Genomic DNA, 17,224 nt, shown 5'->3' on the forward strand with positions numbered 1-17,224 from the left:
CATGAACACATCGCAATGGGCAGTACTGCTGCCACTTCTTGGGTCGATAAGCGCCCCTGCCTGGGCCGATCAAACCGAGCAGACACCGGCAACGCCGACCAGCCTGCAACTACAGGCGACAGTGGTTTCGGCCACGCGCAGCGAAACCAGCATTGCGCAGATTCCAGGCTCGGTGCAGGTGATCAATCAAGAGCAGATCCGCCAGCAGACGGGTGCAGGACGTCGGGTCGCCGATATCCTCGGCCAACTGGTGCCTGGCATTGCGCCTTCCAGCGGCGGCATGAGCAACTTCGGTCAGACGCTTCGCGGGCGTAATACCCTGATCCTGATCGACGGGGTTTCGCAAAACGCCACGCGCGATAACTTCCGCCAGCTCAACAGCGTGGCACCAGAAAGCATCGAGCGTATCGAAGTGATCTCTGGCGCCAGCAGTGTCTACGGCGCAGGCGCATCGGGCGGCATCATCAACATCATCACCAAACGCAACCAAGGTGAAGACCTGGCGTTCAGCAGCAAGATCGGCATGACCGCCGGCAACAACCTCAGCCACAAGGGGTTCGCTTACCAGGCGTTCCAAAGCGCCACCGGGCGCAAGGGCCCGGTGGACTGGTACCTCTCGGGCAACACCGTACAGCGCAACGATCAGTTCGACGGTAATGGCAAGCGCATTCCCCAGGACACGTCCCAGGGCAGCAACATGGACACCGATACCTACGACCTGCAAGGTCGCTTCGGCTATGAGCTTGATGACGACAAGAAGATCAGCCTGTCGCTGCAAGACTACAAGGACGAACAAGACACCCGCTACACCAAGAACCCACGCATCACCAGCGACGCAGTCGCCGTAAAAGGCCTGGACCTGGGCGACCAACCCTACACCCATAACCAGGCGGTCAACCTCAACTACGCCGACAAGGATTTTTACGGCCAGGGCTTGCAGGTCGAAAGTTACTGGCGGCGGGCGGATGCACTGTTCTTCCCGGACCTGTCCCGAGGCCGGGCAGGCGTGTCAGACAACAACAGCGTGCAGGACGTCTACGGTCTGCGTGCGGCGATCGATACCCAGATGCCAGACATCGGCCCAGCAACGGGCAACCTGGTATGGGGCGCGGACTACGACCATGAAACCTCACGCCAGCGTGGCGACCAGTACCGGGTCAATGGCCTGACCTACACCAAAACCGGTACCACGTTTGAACTGGGCCCAGATATCGAGACCACCACCAAAGCCATCTTTGGCCAACTGTCCTACGACATCGACAACTGGACCTTGCGCGGTGGCGTACGTCGCGAGTGGATTGAGAGCAAGGTCTCCGACAGCATCGCGTACGGCGAAATCGTCCAGACCGGCAACCGCGCGACACTGCCCGGTGGCACGCTCAAATACGATGACACGCTGTATAACCTCGGTGCGGTGTACCACCTGACCGACAACCAGGATGTGTTCGTCAACTTCAGCCAGGGCTTTTCCCTGCCGGATATCCAGCGCTTCCTGCGTGACGTGAGCAGCAAATACGATATCCAGGACCTCAACGCCCAGGCCCTTAAAGTCGACAGCTACGAGCTGGGCTGGCGTGGCGATTGGGACAAGTGGCAGGCCAGTGTCACCGCGTATGAAAACACCTCGGATGTCACGCAGTTCTATGATGCCAATGATCGTGTGCTGCGCCTGATCAATCAGAAAGAGCGCGTGCGTGGCGTCGAAACCGGCCTGACCTATAACATCACCGACCAATGGTCCGTCGGCGGTACTTACGCGTACGCCAAAGGCGAGACCCAGCAGAACGGCAAGTGGATCGACTTGCCTGCCACCCGCATCTCTCCCGCCAAGACCACAGCCTTTGTCGGCTATGAGCGTGACGACTACAGCCTGCGCTTGCAGGGCATGCGCCTGGCCAATTACGACGCGGCGGCCAAGGACAACAACGGTCGCGATATCCAGGGCTACACCCTGGTTGACCTGCTGGGCTCGGTAAGGCTACCGGTAGGCCGCCTGGAAGGTGCGGTGTACAACCTCACCAACCGCAACTACCAGAATATGTTCGCCCAGGCCAACGCCCGTGCACCGTACCCGAATGCCGAGGGTCGTACCTTCAGCCTGAGTTACGCCGTGGATTGGTAACAGGCTGACGCTGCACGCTTAAAACACAAACCCCGCCTTTTGGCGGGGTTTGTCGTTTCTAGATGCTTACCACATCAGATCATCAGGGATCTGGTAAGCGGCGTACGGATCGTCCTCATCCGGCACCTGGCTTTCGGTGAGGATGTTGAGCTGCACGATACGCTCCGGCGCGCGCTCCTGGATCTTCAGCGCGGCCTCGCGCGGGATCACCTCGTAGCCGCCACCGTGGTGCACGATCGCCAGGGAACCGTTGCTCAGCTTGTTGCGCATCAGCGTGTTGACCGACAGGCGCTTGACCTTCTTGTCATCCACGAAGTTGTAGTAGTCCTCGGTGGTCAGCTTGGGCAGGCGTGAGGTTTCGATCAGTTGCTTGACCTGGGCGGTACGCGCCTTGGCCTCGGCTTTTTCCTGCTGCTGACGGTTCAGCTCCTGGTCACGCTTGACCTTCTCGGCCTGGGCCTCGGCGGCCAGCCGCGCCTGGGTGTCATCGACTTCGGCCTGGCCTTTGTGGACCAGGCGCTGCTGCTTCTGTTTCTCTTTGCCGACCTGCTTGGCCTGCTTTTGGTTGACCAGACCTGCTTTGAGCAACTGGTCGCGAAGGGAAAGGCTCATGGTGCTTACTCACTTAGGCAACTGCTCAACCGCAGTTGGACACATTCTTTTCCTGACGTTTGGCTTCACCCCAGAGGGCGTCCAACACTTCGAGGGTGCAATCTTCTATGGGTTGGTGTGTATCGCGCAATGCCTGTTCGATAAATCGGAAACGTCGTTCGAACTTGGCATTGGCGCCGCGCAAGGCGGTTTCCGGGTCGACCTTGAGGTGACGCGCCAGGTTGACCGCGGCAAACAGCAGGTCGCCGACTTCATCGGCAATGGCTGCCGAGTCGTTATCGGCCATGGCTTCGAGCACTTCATCCAACTCTTCGCGCACGTTATCCACCACCGGCAATGCGGACGGCCAGTCGAAGCCGACCTGGCTGGCGCGCTTTTGCAATTTGGCCGCGCGGGACAGCGACGGTAAGGCGGTGGGCACATCATCGAGCAGGGAGAGTTGCTCGGGGGCGTCGGACTTTTCTGCGCGTTCCTCAGCCTTGATCTGCTCCCAGCGCTGCTTGACCTGTTCTTCGCTCAACTGCGGGATATCCAGCGGCGCGTACAGGTCGCCGGTTGGGAACACGTGAGGATGCCGGCGAATCAACTTACGGGTAATGCTGTCGATCACGCCGGCAAATTCGAAGCGCCCTTCTTCGCGGGCCAGTTGGCTGTAATACACCACTTGGAACAGCAGGTCGCCCAACTCGCCTTGCAGGTGATCGAAATCGCCGCGCTCGATGGCGTCGGCCACTTCATAGGCTTCTTCCAGCGTGTGCGGGACGATGGTGGCGTAGGTTTGCTTGATGTCCCACGGGCAGCCGTACTGCGGGTCGCGCAGGCGGTTCATCAGGTGCAGCAGGTCTTCGAGTGAATACATCGTATCTCTTTCCGCTGAATATCTTATGTGGGAGCTGGCTTGCCTGCGATGCCGGCGACTCGGTGCTTGAGTTAAACCGAGGTGATGCTATCGCAGGCAAGCCAGCTCCCACAGAACACAGCTCCACATGTCAGTCAGCAATCATTCTGCTATTCATGGTGTGCGGTTGCGCCGGGTTTCGATGATGTTCGGCAACTGGGAAATCCGCCCCAGCAACCGCCCGAGTGCGTCCAAACCCGGAATCTCGATGGTCAGCGACATCAACGCAGTGTTGTCTTCCTTGTTCGAGCGGGTGTTGACCGCCAGCACGTTGATCCGCTCGTTGAGCAGCACTTGCGAGACGTCACGCAGCAGGCCGGAACGGTCGTAGGCACGGATGATGATGTCCACCGGGTACGTGAGCACCGGCACCGGGCCCCAGCTGACCTGGATGATCCGCTCCGGTTCGCGCCCGCCCAACTGCAGCACGGAGGCGCAATCCTGGCGGTGAATGCTCACGCCACGGCCCTGGGTGATGTAGCCGACAATCGCGTCGCCCGGCAACGGCTGGCAGCAGCCGGCCATTTGCGTCATCAGGTTGCCCACGCCCTGGATCTGGATATCGCCACGCTTGCCCGGCTTGTAGCCCGTGGCTTTGCGCGGGATCAGCTCCAGCTGTTCGTTGCCGCGCTCCGGCTCGACCAGTTGCTGGGCCAGGTTGACCAGTTGCGCCAGGCGCAGGTCGCCCGCGCCGAGGGCGGCGAACATGTCTTCGGCGATCTTCATGTTGGCCTTTTCGGCCAGCTTGTCGAAGTCCACCTGAGGCAGGCCCAGGCGCGCCAGTTCGCGTTCAAGCAAGGTCTTGCCGGCGGCGACGTTCTGGTCACGCGCCTGCAGTTTGAACCAGTGGACGATCTTCGCCCGCGCCCGCGAGGTGGTGATGTAGCCCAGGTTCGGGTTCAGCCAGTCGCGGCTCGGCGTGCCGTGCTTGCTGGTGATGATCTCGACCTGTTCACCGGTTTGCAGGCTGTAGTTGAGCGGCACGATGCGCCCGTTGATCTTGGCGCCGCGGCAGTTATGCCCGATTTCGGTGTGCACGCGGTAGGCAAAGTCCAGCGGCGTGGCGCCCTTGGGCAAGTCGATGGCGTGGCCGTCAGGGGTGAAGATATAGACCCGGTCCGGCTCGATGTCCACCCGCAGCTGTTCGGCCAGGCCGCCGATGTCGCCGAGTTCTTCGTGCCATTCCAGCACTTGGCGCAGCCAGGAAATTTTCTCTTCGTACTGGTTGGACCCGGCCTTGACGTCGGTGCCCTTGTAGCGCCAGTGCGCGCACACCCCCAGCTCGGCCTCTTCGTGCATGGCGTGGGTGCGGATCTGCACTTCCAGCACCTTGCCTTCAGGGCCGATTACCGCCGTGTGCAGCGAGCGATAGCCGTTTTCCTTGGGGTTGGCGATGTAGTCGTCGAATTCCTTGGGAATGTGCCGCCACAGCGTGTGGACGATACCCAGCGCGGTGTAGCAGTCGCGCATTTCCGGCACCAGCACGCGCACCGCACGCACATCGTAGATCTGGCTGAAGGCCAGGCCCTTGCGCTGCATTTTGCGCCAGATGGAATAGATGTGCTTGGCGCGGCCGCTGATATCGGCGTCCACGCCGGTGGCCTGCAACTCCGAACGCAACTGGCCCATTACGTCGCTGATAAAGCGCTCGCGGTCCAGTCGCCGCTCATGCAGCAGGGTGGCGATCTGTTTGTATTGGTCGGGTTCCAGGTAGCGGAAGGACAAATCCTCCAGCTCCCACTTGATATGGCCGATGCCCAGGCGATGGGCCAGCGGCGCGTAGATGTCGAAGACTTCGCGGGCCACGCGGTTGCGCTTTTCGTCATCAGCGGTCTTTACCGCCCGGATCGCGCAGGTGCGTTCGGCCAGTTTGATCAGGGCGACGCGCACGTCGTCGACCATCGCCACCAGCATTTTGCGCAGGTTCTCTACCTGGCCCTGGGTGCCCAGCACCATCGACTGGCGCGGGCTGAGGCTGGCGCTGATGGCCGCCATGCGCAGCACGCCGTCGATCAGCTTGGCCACCACCGCGCCGAAACGCTGGCTGACCAGCGGCAACGCAATGTGCCCTTCGCGCACGCCGCGATAGAGTACGGCGGCGATCAGCGAATCCTGGTCCAGCTTGAGATCGGCGAGGATCTCGGCGATTTCCAGGCCGGTGCGAAAACTTGAAGTGCCTTCGGCCCACAGGTTCTTGGCCGCATTGTCTTGCTGTTCAGACTCACGAGCGAACTCGCAGGCTGCTTTCAAGGCTTCACGGTCCAGTGCCGGGTCGACACTGACGGCATGATCCAGCCATGCCTCGAGATTGATACTGCCGTCGGTGTTGATCGGCTGGTGTGCTCTCACCTGTACCATCTTGCTTACCTTCCCTACGACGCACCTTGGATGCGCCAAAATCATCGCCGACTTTTACTGCGAGCTCCGTGGCAGTGTTCAGGCCCTGGAGAACGCAGGCCAGTCGGATTAAACGGGCATCCTAGCCCGCTTCAAATAACGCCATGGCCTCGACATGCGCGGTCTGCGGAAACATATCGAGGATCCCGGCACGCTTTAGCCGGTAGCCTTGCTTGACCAACTCAACCGTGTCCCGCGCCAGCGTGGCTGGGTTGCAGGACACATACACCAGGCGCTTGGCCCCCAAGGCTGCAAGTTTGCGCACAACCTCCAGGGCACCATCGCGGGGTGGGTCCAAGAGTACCGCAGAAAAGCCCTGTTTGGCCCATTCTGCGTCGGTCAAAGGCTGGGACAAATCGGCCTGAAAAAACTGCGCGTTATGCAAATGGTTGCTGACGGCATTGAGCGCCGCACGCTCCACCATGGCTTGTACGCCCTCCACCGCCACCACTTCGCGCACATTGCGAGCCAGTGGCAGGGCAAAGTTGCCCAGGCCGCAAAACAGGTCCAGTACCCGTTCGTCGGCTTGTGGCGCCAGCCATTGCAGGGCCTGGGCGACCATCGCCTGGTTGACCCCGGCGTTGACCTGCACAAAGTCACCCGGGCGGTATGCCAGCTCCAGATCCCAGGCATCCAGGCGAAAGCCCAGGGCCTGGCCCGGTTCGACGGGCTCCGGCTGCCCTTCCCCGTGCAGCCACAGTTGGGCGTCATGGAAGGCGCAGAATTCCTTGAGGATCTGCAGGTCAGCCTCGGACAACGGTGCCATATGCCGCAGCAACACGGCGATGGACGAACCGCTGAACAACTCGACATGCCCCAACGCCTGCGGTTTGCTCAAGCGACGCAGCATCGTTGGCAAACGCTGCATGATCGGTTGCAAGGCCTGTACCAGCACCGGGCAATCATCGATAGCGACGATGTCCTGGCTGGCCACGGCGCGAAAACCCACTTCGAGTTTCTTCGCCTTGGCGTCCCAACGTACGGCCACGCGGGCGCGGCGCCGATAACCGAACTCCGGCCCGCTCAACGGTGCTGCCCACTCTTGCGGCTCGACGCCGGCTACTCGGGACAATTGCTCGGCGAGCATGCGCTGTTTCAGGGCAAGTTGTTCTTCATGGGGCAGGTGCTGCACGCTGCAACCGCCGCAGCGGCCAACATGGGCGCAGGGTGCCGGGCGACGCAACTCACTGGCCTGGAACACCCGTTCGGTACGCGCCTCGACCACTTTGCCATGGGCGCCCAACACCCTTGCTTCCACCTCTTCACCGGCCAACGCGCCATTCACAAACCAGGTGCGGCCTTCAAAGAACACGATGCCCCGGCCGTCATTGGCCAGGCGCTCGATGGTCAGGCGCTGTTTCTTGCCCACGGGTATCTGTGGGGCCCGGCTGCCGCCCGTCGGTTGGAAGCGCAGGCCTCTCTCGTGCTTGGCCATCAGTTGGGTTCGTCGAAAATGCCGGTCGACAGGTAACGGTCGCCTCGGTCACAGATGATCGCGACGATCACCGCGTTTTCCACTTCTTTGGACAAGCGCAACATACCGGCCACGGCGCCACCGGAGGACACGCCGCAGAAGATGCCTTCTTCACGGGCTAGTCGCCGGGTGGTGTCTTCGGCTTCGCGCTGGGCCATGTCGATGATGCGGTCTACCCGCGTGGCGTTGTAGATCTTCGGCAAATACTCTTCGGGCCAACGACGAATACCCGGGATGGCCGCGCCTTCCATCGGTTGCAGGCCGACGATCTGGATCGCCGGGTTCTGCTCCTTGAGGTAGCGCGAGTTGCCCATGATGGTACCGGTGGTGCCCATGGAGCTGACGAAGTGGGTGATGGTGCCCTGGGTCTGGCGCCAGATCTCCGGGCCGGTGCTGGTGTAGTGCGCCTCGGGGTTGTCGCCGTTGGCGAACTGATCGAGCACCACGCCACGGCCTTCGGCGGCCATGCGCTCGGCAAGATCACGGGCGCCTTCCATGCCTTCTTCCTGGGTCACCAGGATCAGCTGGGCGCCATAGGCGGTCATCGCCGCCTTGCGCTCGGCGCTGCCGTTGTCGGGCATGATCAGCACCATCTTGTAGCCTTTGATCGCTGCGGCCATGGCCAGGGCGATCCCGGTGTTACCGGAGGTGGCTTCGATCAGCGTGTCGCCGGGCTTGATCTGCCCACGCAACTCGGCGCGGGCGATCATCGACAGCGCCGGGCGGTCTTTGACCGAGCCGGCCGGGTTGTTGCCCTCGAGTTTGAGCAACAGGGTATTGCTGGTTTCACCCGCCATGCGTTGCAAGCGGACCAGGGGCGTGTTGCCGACGCAATCGGCGATTGTTGGGTACTGCAAGGTCATGGCGTATTCGCAATCCAGACTGCGGGGCGCACATCATACCGGGAAAGGCCGGCGGGCCATATCACGCAAAGTGCGGTGCTTATGGCTTAAAGGCATAAGCAGCGTTTATGTCGGGTCGCCATGGTTACGCTGGAAAACTTCATCGCCCATTGCGGCAATCTGCCTTTCGATCAGCGCTTCAAAGGGTTTGAGCAGCGGCTCGAACGACGTCGGCGCTTCCAATACCTGCAAGGCTTGCGTGATCGCTTCGACCGTCGACAAGGCGCCAGGCCCCGGCGCTTTGCGCAAGCGATAGCGGGAAACGCCGCCTTCGGCCAATGTCACCCGGGGCAATGCCGCCAGCAACGGGTTGAGGTGCAACAGCTTGCGTGCCTTGCGCCAAGTGCCATCGGGAACCACCAACAGCAGTGGCTGATCGTCAGGTGCATAGGCGTGCAGCGGCTCGGCGTCATCCGCCGGGAACAACAGCCGTGCCCGATAGCCAGGCGGGTTCAATAGCGTCGCCAAGTCATCAAACACCTCCCCCACCACCAACTGCGCATTGTTCAGGCCCAACGCCGCCAACCGCGCCGTATTGAGCGCATGGCCGACCTCGCTCGGGTGCTGCAACAGCAACACGCGGGTGCGGCTGTCGAGGTGGGGGATCAGCGCACAGAGGCAGTGCGTGGTCGGGCGCAGGCAGCGCGGGCAGTGGGGTCGGGACATGGTGTGTTCAGGCCTGGTTGAGCTGGGTCTTGAGCAAATCGCGGAAGGTCTGGATCAGTGGCTCGCGGCTGCGGCCACGGCGCATGATCATCGAAAATGGCGCCTGGTAGCCGAAGGTGGCTGGCAGCAGTACACGCAGGTCGCCCTTGTCTGCCCAGGCCTGGGCGTAGTGCTCCGGCAGGTAGCCAATGTAAGCGCCCGACAGCACCAGAATCAGTTGCGCTTCCATACTTTCCACCGTCGCAGCGCTGTGCTTGAAGCCGTGGCGCGCCAGTTCGGCCTGGCTCCAGTAACCTCGCCCGACCATGCGTTGCTGGGTGATCACTTGTTCCGGGATGCGCCGCTCGTTGAACAATGGGTGCCGGGTGCTGCAATACAACCAGTGCTGTTCGCGGTACAGCGGCATGTAGACCAGCCCGCTCATGCGGTTGGAAAACGCGCCGATGGCCAGGTCCAGACGGTTGTCCTGAACCCCCAGTTGCAATTCGTAGGGGCTCATCACCGACAGGTGCAAATGCACTGCCGGGTGCTCCTGGCTGTAGGCGCCAATCACTTCAGCGAACGGCAAGGCCTTGTCGCTGACGGTGGAGTCGAGCACCCCGAGTTTGAGGGTGCCGCGCAATTCGCCTTTCAACGCAGCGGCGTATTGCTCGAAACCTTCGAGTTCGCCCAACAGGCGCAGGGTTTCCTGATGAAACAGTTCGCCCTTGCTGGTCAGGCTGAAGCCGCCACGGCCACGATGGCACAGCACCAGGCCCAAGGCAGATTCGAGTTGGCTCATGTAGGTGCTGATGGCCGACGTCGACAGGTTGAGTTCGTGCTGGGCATTGGCGAACCCTTGATGGCGCACGACGCTGACGAAGATGCGCAGCAGTTTCAAATCGGGCAAGGCGTTGGCCATGGGGGCTCCATAAACTGCAACTAACTGTAGGAGCGAGCTTGCTCGCGAAAAACCTGAGGACGCCGCGCACATTCTGGGGCTGCGCATCATCGTTGACGTTTTTCGCGAGTAAGCTCGCTCCTACAGGGATCAGGGAGTTTAACTCAGGCTTTAGTTTAGAAAAATCTGAACTAAGTATTTGCCTCTGCCGATTCTTCCCACGCCAGGCTTTTCGCAGAATCGGCCATCAATAAACAAAACAACGATGAGGCAATCCCGTGGACAAGATTCTCCACCAACCACTGGGCGGCAACGAAATGCCGCGCTTCGCCGGCATCGCCACCATGATGCGTCTTCCCCACCTGCAAACGGCCCAGGGCCTGGATGCTGCATTTATCGGCGTACCCCTGGATATCGGCACCTCGCTGCGCGCCGGTACGCGCTTCGGCCCCCGGGAAATCCGCGCCGAGTCGGTGATGATCCGGCCCTATAACATGGCCACTGGCGCCGCCCCGTTCGACTCACTGTCGGTAGCCGATATCGGCGATGTGGCGATCAACACCTTCAACCTGCTCGACGCGGTGCGCATCATCGAAGAGGCCTACGATGAGATCCTCGAGCACGACGTCATCCCCCTGACCCTGGGCGGCGACCACACCATCACCCTGCCGATCCTGCGGGCGATCCACAAGAAACATGGCAAGGTCGGGCTGGTGCACATCGATGCCCACGCCGACGTCAACGACCATATGTTCGGCGAGAAAATTGCCCACGGCACCACCTTCCGCCGCGCCGTGGAAGAAGGCTTGCTCGATTGCGACCGCGTGGTGCAGATCGGCCTGCGTGCCCAGGGGTATACCGCCGAAGACTTCAACTGGAGCCGCAAGCAAGGCTTTCGCGTGGTCCAGGCCGAAGAATGCTGGCACCACTCCCTCGCGCCGCTGATGGCCGAAGTGCGGGAAAAAGTCGGCGGCGGCCCGGTGTACCTGAGCTTCGATATCGATGGCATCGACCCCGCCTGGGCGCCCGGCACCGGCACCCCGGAAATCGGCGGGCTGACCACCATCCAGGCCATCGAAATCATCCGTGGCTGCCAGGGCCTGGATCTGATTGGTTGCGACTTGGTAGAAGTGTCGCCGCCCTATGACACCACCGGCAATACCTCGCTGCTGGGCGCCAACTTGCTGTACGAAATGCTCTGCGTACTGCCTGGCGTCGCGCATCGCTGATACAGCGTCTTCACATTAACAACCCAGGGGATCTAACAGGTCCCCACAACGATGTACCTGACTTTCGCTCGCGTGTTTACCGAGCCAGCTGCCGCCTGATCGCCCATAAAAAATATAATCGGAGAACCGCCGTCATGGCTTTGGATTTATTCGTCGTACTCATCTACGCCGCCGGCATGCTGGTGCTCGGCTACTACGGCATGCGTCGCGCCAAAACCCACGAAGACTACCTGGTCGCCGGCCGCAACCTCGGCCCATCGCTGTACATGGGCACCATGGCCGCCACGGTGCTGGGCGGTGCCTCCACCGTCGGCACCGTGCGCCTGGGGTATGTGCATGGTATTTCGGGTTTCTGGCTGTGCGCCGCGCTGGGCGCGGGCATCATTGCCCTGAACCTGTTCCTGGCCAAGCCCCTGTTGAAGCTGAAAATCTTCACCGTCACCCAGGTCCTGGAAAAACGCTACAACCCCATGGCCCGCCAGGCCAGCGCGGTGATCATGCTGGCCTACGCGCTGATGATCGGCGTGACCTCGATCCTGGCCATCGGCACGGTGCTGCAAGTGCTGTTCGACCTGCCGTTCTGGATGTCAGTACTGGTGGGCGGCGGCGTGGTGGTGGTGTATTCGACCATCGGTGGCATGTGGTCGCTGACCCTCACCGATATTGTGCAATTCGTGATCAAGACCGTCGGCTTGATGTTCATCCTGCTGCCGATCTGCCTGTACCGCGTCGGCGGCTGGGACGAACTGGTGGCCAAGCTGCCCGCGTCGAACTTCAGCTTCACCGCGATCGGCTGGGACACGATCATCACCTACTTCATGATCTACTTCTTCGGCATCCTGATCGGCCAGGATATCTGGCAACGGGTGTTCACCGCCCGTGACGAAAAGGTCGCCCAGTACGCAGGCACTTTCGCCGGCTTTTATTGCATCCTGTACGGCCTGGCCTGTGCGCTGATCGGCATGGCTGCCCATGTGCTGATCCCGGACCTGGACAACGTCAACAATGCCTTCGCCGCGATCGTCAAAGCTTCGCTGCCGGACGGTATTCGCGGCCTGGTCATCGCCGCTGCGCTGGCCGCCATGATGTCCACCGCCAGCGCCGGCCTGCTCGCCGCCTCCACCGTGTTGACCGAAGACCTGCTGCCCCGCCTGCGCGGCGGCAAGTCGTCGAGCCTGCGTATCAACCGCCTGTTCACCCTGTTGACTGGCATTGCCGTGCTGGGTATCGCCTTGGTGGTGAACGATGTGATCAGCGCCCTGACACTGGCCTATAACCTGTTGGTGGGCGGTATGTTGGTGCCCTTGATCGGCGCGATCTTCTGGAAGCGCGCGACAACCTCGGGCGCAATCACGTCCATGAGCCTGGGCTTTGTGACCGCGCTGGTATTCATGTTCAAGGATGGGTTGGATGCAAACACGCCGATCTACTACAGCCTGGCGGTGGCGCTGGTGAGCTTTGTACTGGTGAGCTTGCTGTCGCGTCGACCCGAGAAAGTGGCGGCTGCGGTGGTTTGAGCTATAACAAGGACGGGAATATTTTCTTCAGCGGGCACGACGTCGGAGGTCGCGCCCGTTTTTTTCGCCGGGTACAAAATAATTGTGGGAGCGGGCTTGCTCGCGAAAGCGGTGTGTCATTCAACCTTTTCGTTGACTGATACACGGCTTTCGCGAGCAAGCCCGCTCCCACATTTTTTAGCGGCGACGTGGCCGACGCTGCTCGTCATCCGTGCGGATCGGCACCGGTTGCAGTGGAGGCTCGATCAAGCCCAATGCAACACCAAGGTCGTGGAGCCAGTTTTGGATTTTCTCTTTCATGATTGCCCCCTTTGAGGGTAGTGCTGGCCGGCGTGAGTTCTGTCGCCGTTTCCTACAGTGATAGTAGCCCTAAGTCCTAGGTAATGCTTGAAGGAAACCACAACGAACTATTACTGAATTGATCCGAATCCTGACGGATCGTTCAAGCAATGGCACGTGTGTCTTGCACGCATCGCGGGTTGCCGTCTTGCTGCAGGTCGATCCATGCATTGAGGTTAGCGCCGAGCATACCCTTTCGCCACATCAGCCAGGTGGTCGCAGTGGCAAAAGGCCCGGTCAGCGGATGAACGGACACGCTGTCCCTGCCGGGAAGGCTTGCGAGCATGGACTCAGACATCAACGCCACGCCGGAACCTGCGATCACGCAGGCGAGCATGCCTTGGTAAGACTCGATCTCGATGGCTCGCCCCATCGCCACACGCTCGTGGGAAAACCAGGTTTCCAGGCGCGTGCGGTAGGCGCAACTGCGCCGGAACGTGAACACCGCACGGCCCGCCACATCCTGGGGGCCGCGTACTGGCGGGTGATCAGCCTCACAAATCAGCACCAGGCGCTCTTCGCACAGCGGTACGCCATCCAGGGTGGCGATGGTCAGCGGGCCGTCGACGAAGGCTGCGTCCAGGCGCCCGGTAATCAGCCCTTCCAGCAACTCCCCACTGGGCGCCGACTGCACCTGCAGGTTCACCATGGGGTAGGTCTTGTGATAGCGCGCCAGCAGCTTGGGCAAATGAACCGCGGCAGTGCTGTACATGCTGCCCAGGACGAAATCGCCGGCGGGCTGCCCCCCTTGTACAGCGCCGTGGGCTTCATCATGCAGCGCCAGCAGGCGAGTGCTGTAGTCCAGCAGTACCTTGCCCGCCGGAGAAAGCTGCAAACGCTGGCGCTCGCGCACGAACAGGTCGACACCCAATTGCTCTTCCATTTGTTTAAGCCGGGTCGACAGGTTGGACGGCACGCGATGCAGGCGCTCGGCGGCGCGGGTGATGGAGCCCTCTTCCGCCACGGCCTGGAAAATGCGCAATTGACTGAACTCCATTACTTTCTCCAAAACTGAACAAGTTACTCACTATTATTCAATTTTACAGAAAGTCAATCCGTCTTAGCCTGCAAGGCATTCGCTTCTTTGCAGGAAACCTGAACATGTCCCCGCTGATTCGTTTACTCGCCAGCTTCGTCGCTCTGATGATGGCCATGGGCATTGGCCGCTTCGCCCTGACTCCGCAAATGCCGCATTTGCTCAGTGAAGGCCAGATCGACCTGACCGGCGCCGGCCTGCTCGCTGCCGCCAACTACCTGGGTTATTTCGTCGGCGCGGTGGACTCGATCTTTGCCCGTAGCCATCAGCATGTGCGCGGGCGCCTCTACGGCGGGTTGTGGCTGTGCGTATTGCTGACCCTGGCGTCCTCCTGGGCTAACGGGTTCTGGCCGCACTTGTTGCTGCGCTTTGGCACCGGGGTCGCCAGTGCCTGGGCCCTGGTGATGATTACCAGCCTGAGCCAGCCACTGGCGATTGCCGCTGGCCGCCCGCGCCTGGGTGCGTTGGTGTTTGCAGGGCCGGGGTTGGGGATTGTGCTGACGGGGCTGCTGGCGTTGGTTTCCAACCTATTAGGGCAAAGCTCTGCCACGCTGTGGTTGCTCTACGGGACGGTAGCGCTGGTGGTGCTGCTGGCGATCCTGCCGTTTTTACCCAAGCCGGCCGTCACGGTTACCCAGGTCTTCAGCGCGGGGAGCAACGGTAGCATCGCGCACTTGTGCTGGATTTATTTCCTGTACGGCCTGGGCTACATCATCCCGGCGACCTTTCTTTCGCAGATGGCCAGCGCACAACTCCAAGGCGCCTGGCAGGCCGATCTGTTCTGGCCCTGCTTTGGCTTGGCGGCCGCGCTGGGTGTAGGGGTGGCGATCCTGCGCCGCAAGCACCCGAATACCACCCGTCGCTGGTTGATGGCGACTTTATGGCTGCAAGCGGCCGGGGTGTTCGCCTGCCTGCTTGGCAATGGCTGGGGCTTGGCGCTGGGCGTGTTGCTGTGCGGTGCGCCATTTCTGGCTTGCATGCAACTGGTGATGGCACGGCTCAGAGAAGTCGCGCCCCATGGCTACCAACGCAGCACGGGGTTGCTGACCGCCAGCTTCGCCGTCGGCCAATTGAGCGGGCCCCTGTTGGCGTCGGTCAGCAGCCACCTCAGTGGCGGCCTGCAACCGGCGCTGGTCGTCGCCGGTACCGGGTTGTTATTAGCCGGTTCAGTACTGATCAACCGCCCGCTACCGGCGCAGCCGATTTGCACACCAGTGGCCAACGGTGCAGCAAATGGCGGTTAGGCAGGTGCCCCACGCCATGTCCATCAGCGCCAACCCGGCAGACCAACCCTGAAGCGTGGCCCAGTTGCTCAGGTCATAGGTGCCGTAGGCCACCAGGCCAAGCAAGGCGCCCAAACGCGCGGCGCGCTGCCAACTGGCGCTGGGCAAGACCACCAATACTACGCAACCGAGGACATACAGGAGATAGAACAATACCGCAGGCAACAGGCGTGGCTGATCAAGCATCAGCGCGCCGAGCAGGGATTTATAGGTGGAGCCCATGAGCACGCCGAGCCAGAGGCCGTCGAGGACCAGGAAGGCGAGCAAGGTGCCAAGGTAGGCAAAAACCGTTCTTTTCGACATGACACAACCCTGTAGAAGCGAGCTTGCTCGCGAAAAACGTACATCCGACGCCACACTGCGCCTGGAATATTTTCGCGAGCAAGCTCGCTTCTACAGGAGAGCAGCCTGTACTCAGCTTAGTTCAATGCGGTCCGCATGAATCACGATCTGCCCTTGCTTGTAGAGCGCGCCAATAGCCTTCTTGAAGTTGCCCTTGCTCACGCCGAACAAGTTGCTGATCACCGCCGGGTCGCTTTTGTCGCTGACCGGCAGGGTGCCGTTGTTGTCGCGCAACTTGGCGAGGATCTTCGAGTTCAGGCTGGAGGCCGCTTCCTGGCCCACCGGTTGCAGGCTCAGGCTGATGTTGCCATCGGCGCGGATCTCTTTGATGAACCCCTTCTCTTCCTTGCCCGGGCGCAGGAACTTGAACACTTCGTTCTTGTGGATCAGGCCCCAGTGCTTATTGTTGATGATCGCCTTGAAGCCCATGTCGGTGGCTTCGGCCACCAGCAGATCGACTTCCTGGCCCACCTGGTAGTTGGCCGGCGTCTTGTCCAGGTAACGGTCAAGGCGAGCGGTGGCGGTGATGCGCTTGGTGTGCTTGTCGAGGTAGACGTGCACCACGCAATATTCGCCCGCGGTCATCTGGCGTTTTTCTTCCGAGTACGGCAGCAGCAGATCCTTGGGCAATCCCCAATCAAGGAACACGCCAATGCTGTTGACTTCCACAACTTTCAAACTGGCGAATTCACCGACTTGAACTTTGGGTTTTTCGGTGGTAGCGATAAGTTTGTCATCGCTGTCCAGATAAATGAAAACGTTGAGCCAGTCTTCATCTTCACTGGGAATATCTTTAGGGATATACCGATTAGGCAAGAGGATTTCCCCATCTTGCGCACCATCGAGGTACAAACCAAAGTTAGTATGCTTGACCACTTGCAAGCTGTTGTAGCGCCCGACTAAAGCCATTTCCAATACCCTCATTGCGTGGGCGGCATTCTACCCGAGTTGGGCCCTGCACGCGCGCGCGCCTGAAAAATCGCGGGCTGGCATGGCGTTCCAATGGCAACGCCCCACTCGTCTGATCGTTCGGTTCACTTTGAGCAGGCCACCAGCGGGCCACCCAGGCTGTGGTTTCTTGCTAAAACAGTAAGTTAGCGCGTTATTTCGGCGCTGAACTTCGGCTATTTCCAACGCTGCGTATTAATTCTGAGGGATATTTGCCAAGCAATTGTCAAGTATTTCCTGTACGATGCCTGGCCAAGTTAATTTTCTACAGGTTAGTGGCCGCCATGCGTGTAAAAGCATCCAACAGCAAAGCAAAGCCAGCTCCCGCCGTTGAAACCAGCGAATCGATCAACAGCCAGATCGCTGCGTTCCTCAAGTCCGGCGGCGAAATCCAGCAAATTGCCAAGGGCGTGAGCGGCCAGACTTTCGGCCCGTCCAAGCAGATCAGCCTGGGCAAGAAGTAATAGTCTTACCCGCGCACTGCATCTGGTCCCTAAGCGTCTTGCCTTCAAGGCGCTAGGACTAGAGTTGCAACCCCCTCCTAACACCTTCAATACGCAGCTAATCGACGAACGGGCC

The 17,224-nt window shown here is 60.8% G+C and carries 16 protein-coding genes and 1 pseudogene; 5 read left to right on the forward strand and 12 right to left on the reverse strand.

Annotated elements, in window-relative coordinates; translation table 11 throughout:
* The first annotated feature begins 1 nt into the window (after nt 1).
* The gene (locus tag N2A98_RS18940) at nt 2-2,122 is read left to right on the forward strand and encodes a TonB-dependent receptor (RefSeq protein ID WP_069557105.1); all 2,121 of its coding nucleotides are present in this window, start codon (nt 2-4) and stop codon (nt 2,120-2,122) included.
* Between the two features lie 66 nt (nt 2,123-2,188).
* On the opposite strand, the gene N2A98_RS18945 is transcribed toward N2A98_RS18940, so the two are convergent.
* From N2A98_RS18945 to N2A98_RS18980, 8 genes and pseudogenes are all read right to left on the reverse strand, one after another.
* Entirely contained in the window at nt 2,189-2,734 is a 546-nt protein-coding gene (locus N2A98_RS18945; RefSeq protein WP_003193073.1) for a DUF2058 domain-containing protein, read from the reverse strand.
* Nucleotides 2,735-2,759: 25 nt separating this feature from the next.
* Nucleotides 2,760-3,593, reverse strand: coding sequence for a nucleoside triphosphate pyrophosphohydrolase (gene mazG / locus N2A98_RS18950; RefSeq protein ID WP_044275008.1), 834 nt, complete (start codon nt 3,591-3,593; stop codon nt 2,760-2,762).
* A gap of 153 nt (nt 3,594-3,746) precedes the next feature.
* Nucleotides 3,747-5,990, reverse strand: coding sequence for a GTP diphosphokinase (relA, locus tag N2A98_RS18955; protein ID WP_003193076.1), 2,244 nt, complete (start codon nt 5,988-5,990; stop codon nt 3,747-3,749).
* Between the two features lie 121 nt (nt 5,991-6,111).
* Nucleotides 6,112-7,464 carry a 23S rRNA (uracil(1939)-C(5))-methyltransferase RlmD gene (gene rlmD, locus N2A98_RS18960; RefSeq protein ID WP_032895882.1) on the reverse strand — a complete coding sequence of 451 codons (1,353 nt, stop codon included), beginning with the start codon at nt 7,462-7,464 and terminating at the stop codon, nt 6,112-6,114.
* On the reverse strand, nt 7,464-8,366 hold the full coding sequence (cysM, locus tag N2A98_RS18965; protein ID WP_003193080.1) for a cysteine synthase CysM: 903 nt from the start codon (nt 8,364-8,366) through the stop codon (nt 7,464-7,466). Before cysM ends, rlmD begins: the two co-directional genes overlap by 1 nt.
* A gap of 105 nt (nt 8,367-8,471) precedes the next feature.
* Nucleotides 8,472-9,071 (reverse strand): DTW domain-containing protein, encoded by a 600-nt coding sequence (locus tag N2A98_RS18970; RefSeq protein ID WP_275622498.1) that lies wholly within the window; start codon nt 9,069-9,071, stop codon nt 8,472-8,474.
* A gap of 7 nt (nt 9,072-9,078) precedes the next feature.
* Nucleotides 9,079-9,921 (reverse strand): LysR family transcriptional regulator, encoded by an 843-nt coding sequence (locus N2A98_RS18975; RefSeq protein ID WP_275623624.1) that lies wholly within the window; start codon nt 9,919-9,921, stop codon nt 9,079-9,081.
* A gap of 18 nt (nt 9,922-9,939) precedes the next feature.
* Nucleotides 9,940-10,105: pseudogene (locus tag N2A98_RS18980) on the reverse strand (outer membrane lipoprotein carrier protein LolA); the annotation flags it as partial.
* 124 nt (nt 10,106-10,229) lie between these two features.
* Between N2A98_RS18980 and speB the strand changes: the two are divergent.
* Both speB and N2A98_RS18990 read left to right on the forward strand, forming a co-directional pair.
* Nucleotides 10,230-11,180: an agmatinase gene (gene speB / locus N2A98_RS18985; RefSeq protein WP_069557107.1), complete on the forward strand. Its 951-nt coding sequence runs from the start codon at nt 10,230-10,232 to the stop codon at nt 11,178-11,180.
* A 134-nt stretch (nt 11,181-11,314) separates the two neighbouring features.
* Nucleotides 11,315-12,697 carry a sodium:solute symporter gene (locus N2A98_RS18990; RefSeq protein WP_044275013.1) on the forward strand — a complete coding sequence of 461 codons (1,383 nt, stop codon included), beginning with the start codon at nt 11,315-11,317 and terminating at the stop codon, nt 12,695-12,697.
* Between the two features lie 177 nt (nt 12,698-12,874).
* Here N2A98_RS18990 and N2A98_RS18995 read toward each other — a convergent pair whose 3' ends face one another.
* Together N2A98_RS18995 and N2A98_RS19000 are read right to left on the reverse strand one after the other, a co-directional pair.
* Nucleotides 12,875-12,997: a PA1414 family protein gene (locus tag N2A98_RS18995; protein WP_003193089.1), complete on the reverse strand. Its 123-nt coding sequence runs from the start codon at nt 12,995-12,997 to the stop codon at nt 12,875-12,877.
* A gap of 142 nt (nt 12,998-13,139) precedes the next feature.
* The gene (locus N2A98_RS19000; RefSeq protein ID WP_275622499.1) at nt 13,140-14,033 is read right to left on the reverse strand and encodes a LysR family transcriptional regulator; all 894 of its coding nucleotides are present in this window, start codon (nt 14,031-14,033) and stop codon (nt 13,140-13,142) included.
* Nucleotides 14,034-14,137: 104 nt separating this feature from the next.
* Between N2A98_RS19000 and N2A98_RS19005 the strand changes: the two genes are divergently transcribed.
* Nucleotides 14,138-15,316, forward strand: a complete 1,179-nt coding sequence (locus tag N2A98_RS19005) for an MFS transporter (protein ID WP_275622500.1) — start codon at nt 14,138-14,140, stop codon at nt 15,314-15,316.
* Here the strand turns inward: N2A98_RS19005 and N2A98_RS19010 are convergent.
* Both N2A98_RS19010 and N2A98_RS19015 read right to left on the reverse strand, forming a co-directional pair.
* A complete protein-coding gene (locus N2A98_RS19010) occupies nt 15,260-15,658 on the reverse strand; it encodes a DUF2177 family protein (RefSeq protein WP_044275016.1) in 399 nt (132 codons plus the stop codon). The two genes, N2A98_RS19005 and N2A98_RS19010, sit on opposite strands and share 57 nt — an antisense overlap.
* A gap of 111 nt (nt 15,659-15,769) precedes the next feature.
* A complete protein-coding gene (locus N2A98_RS19015; protein ID WP_044275017.1) occupies nt 15,770-16,606 on the reverse strand; it encodes a S1-like domain-containing RNA-binding protein in 837 nt (278 codons plus the stop codon).
* A gap of 323 nt (nt 16,607-16,929) precedes the next feature.
* On the opposite strand from N2A98_RS19015, the gene N2A98_RS19020 reads away from it, so the two are divergent.
* Entirely contained in the window at nt 16,930-17,109 is a 180-nt protein-coding gene (locus tag N2A98_RS19020; protein WP_003193095.1) for a hypothetical protein, read from the forward strand.
* The last annotated feature ends 115 nt before the right edge of the window (nt 17,110-17,224 follow it).

It is taken from the genome of Pseudomonas sp. FJ2-5-13 (genome assembly GCF_029201605.1).
Taxonomy (GTDB): domain Bacteria; phylum Pseudomonadota; class Gammaproteobacteria; order Pseudomonadales; family Pseudomonadaceae; genus Aquipseudomonas; species Aquipseudomonas lactis.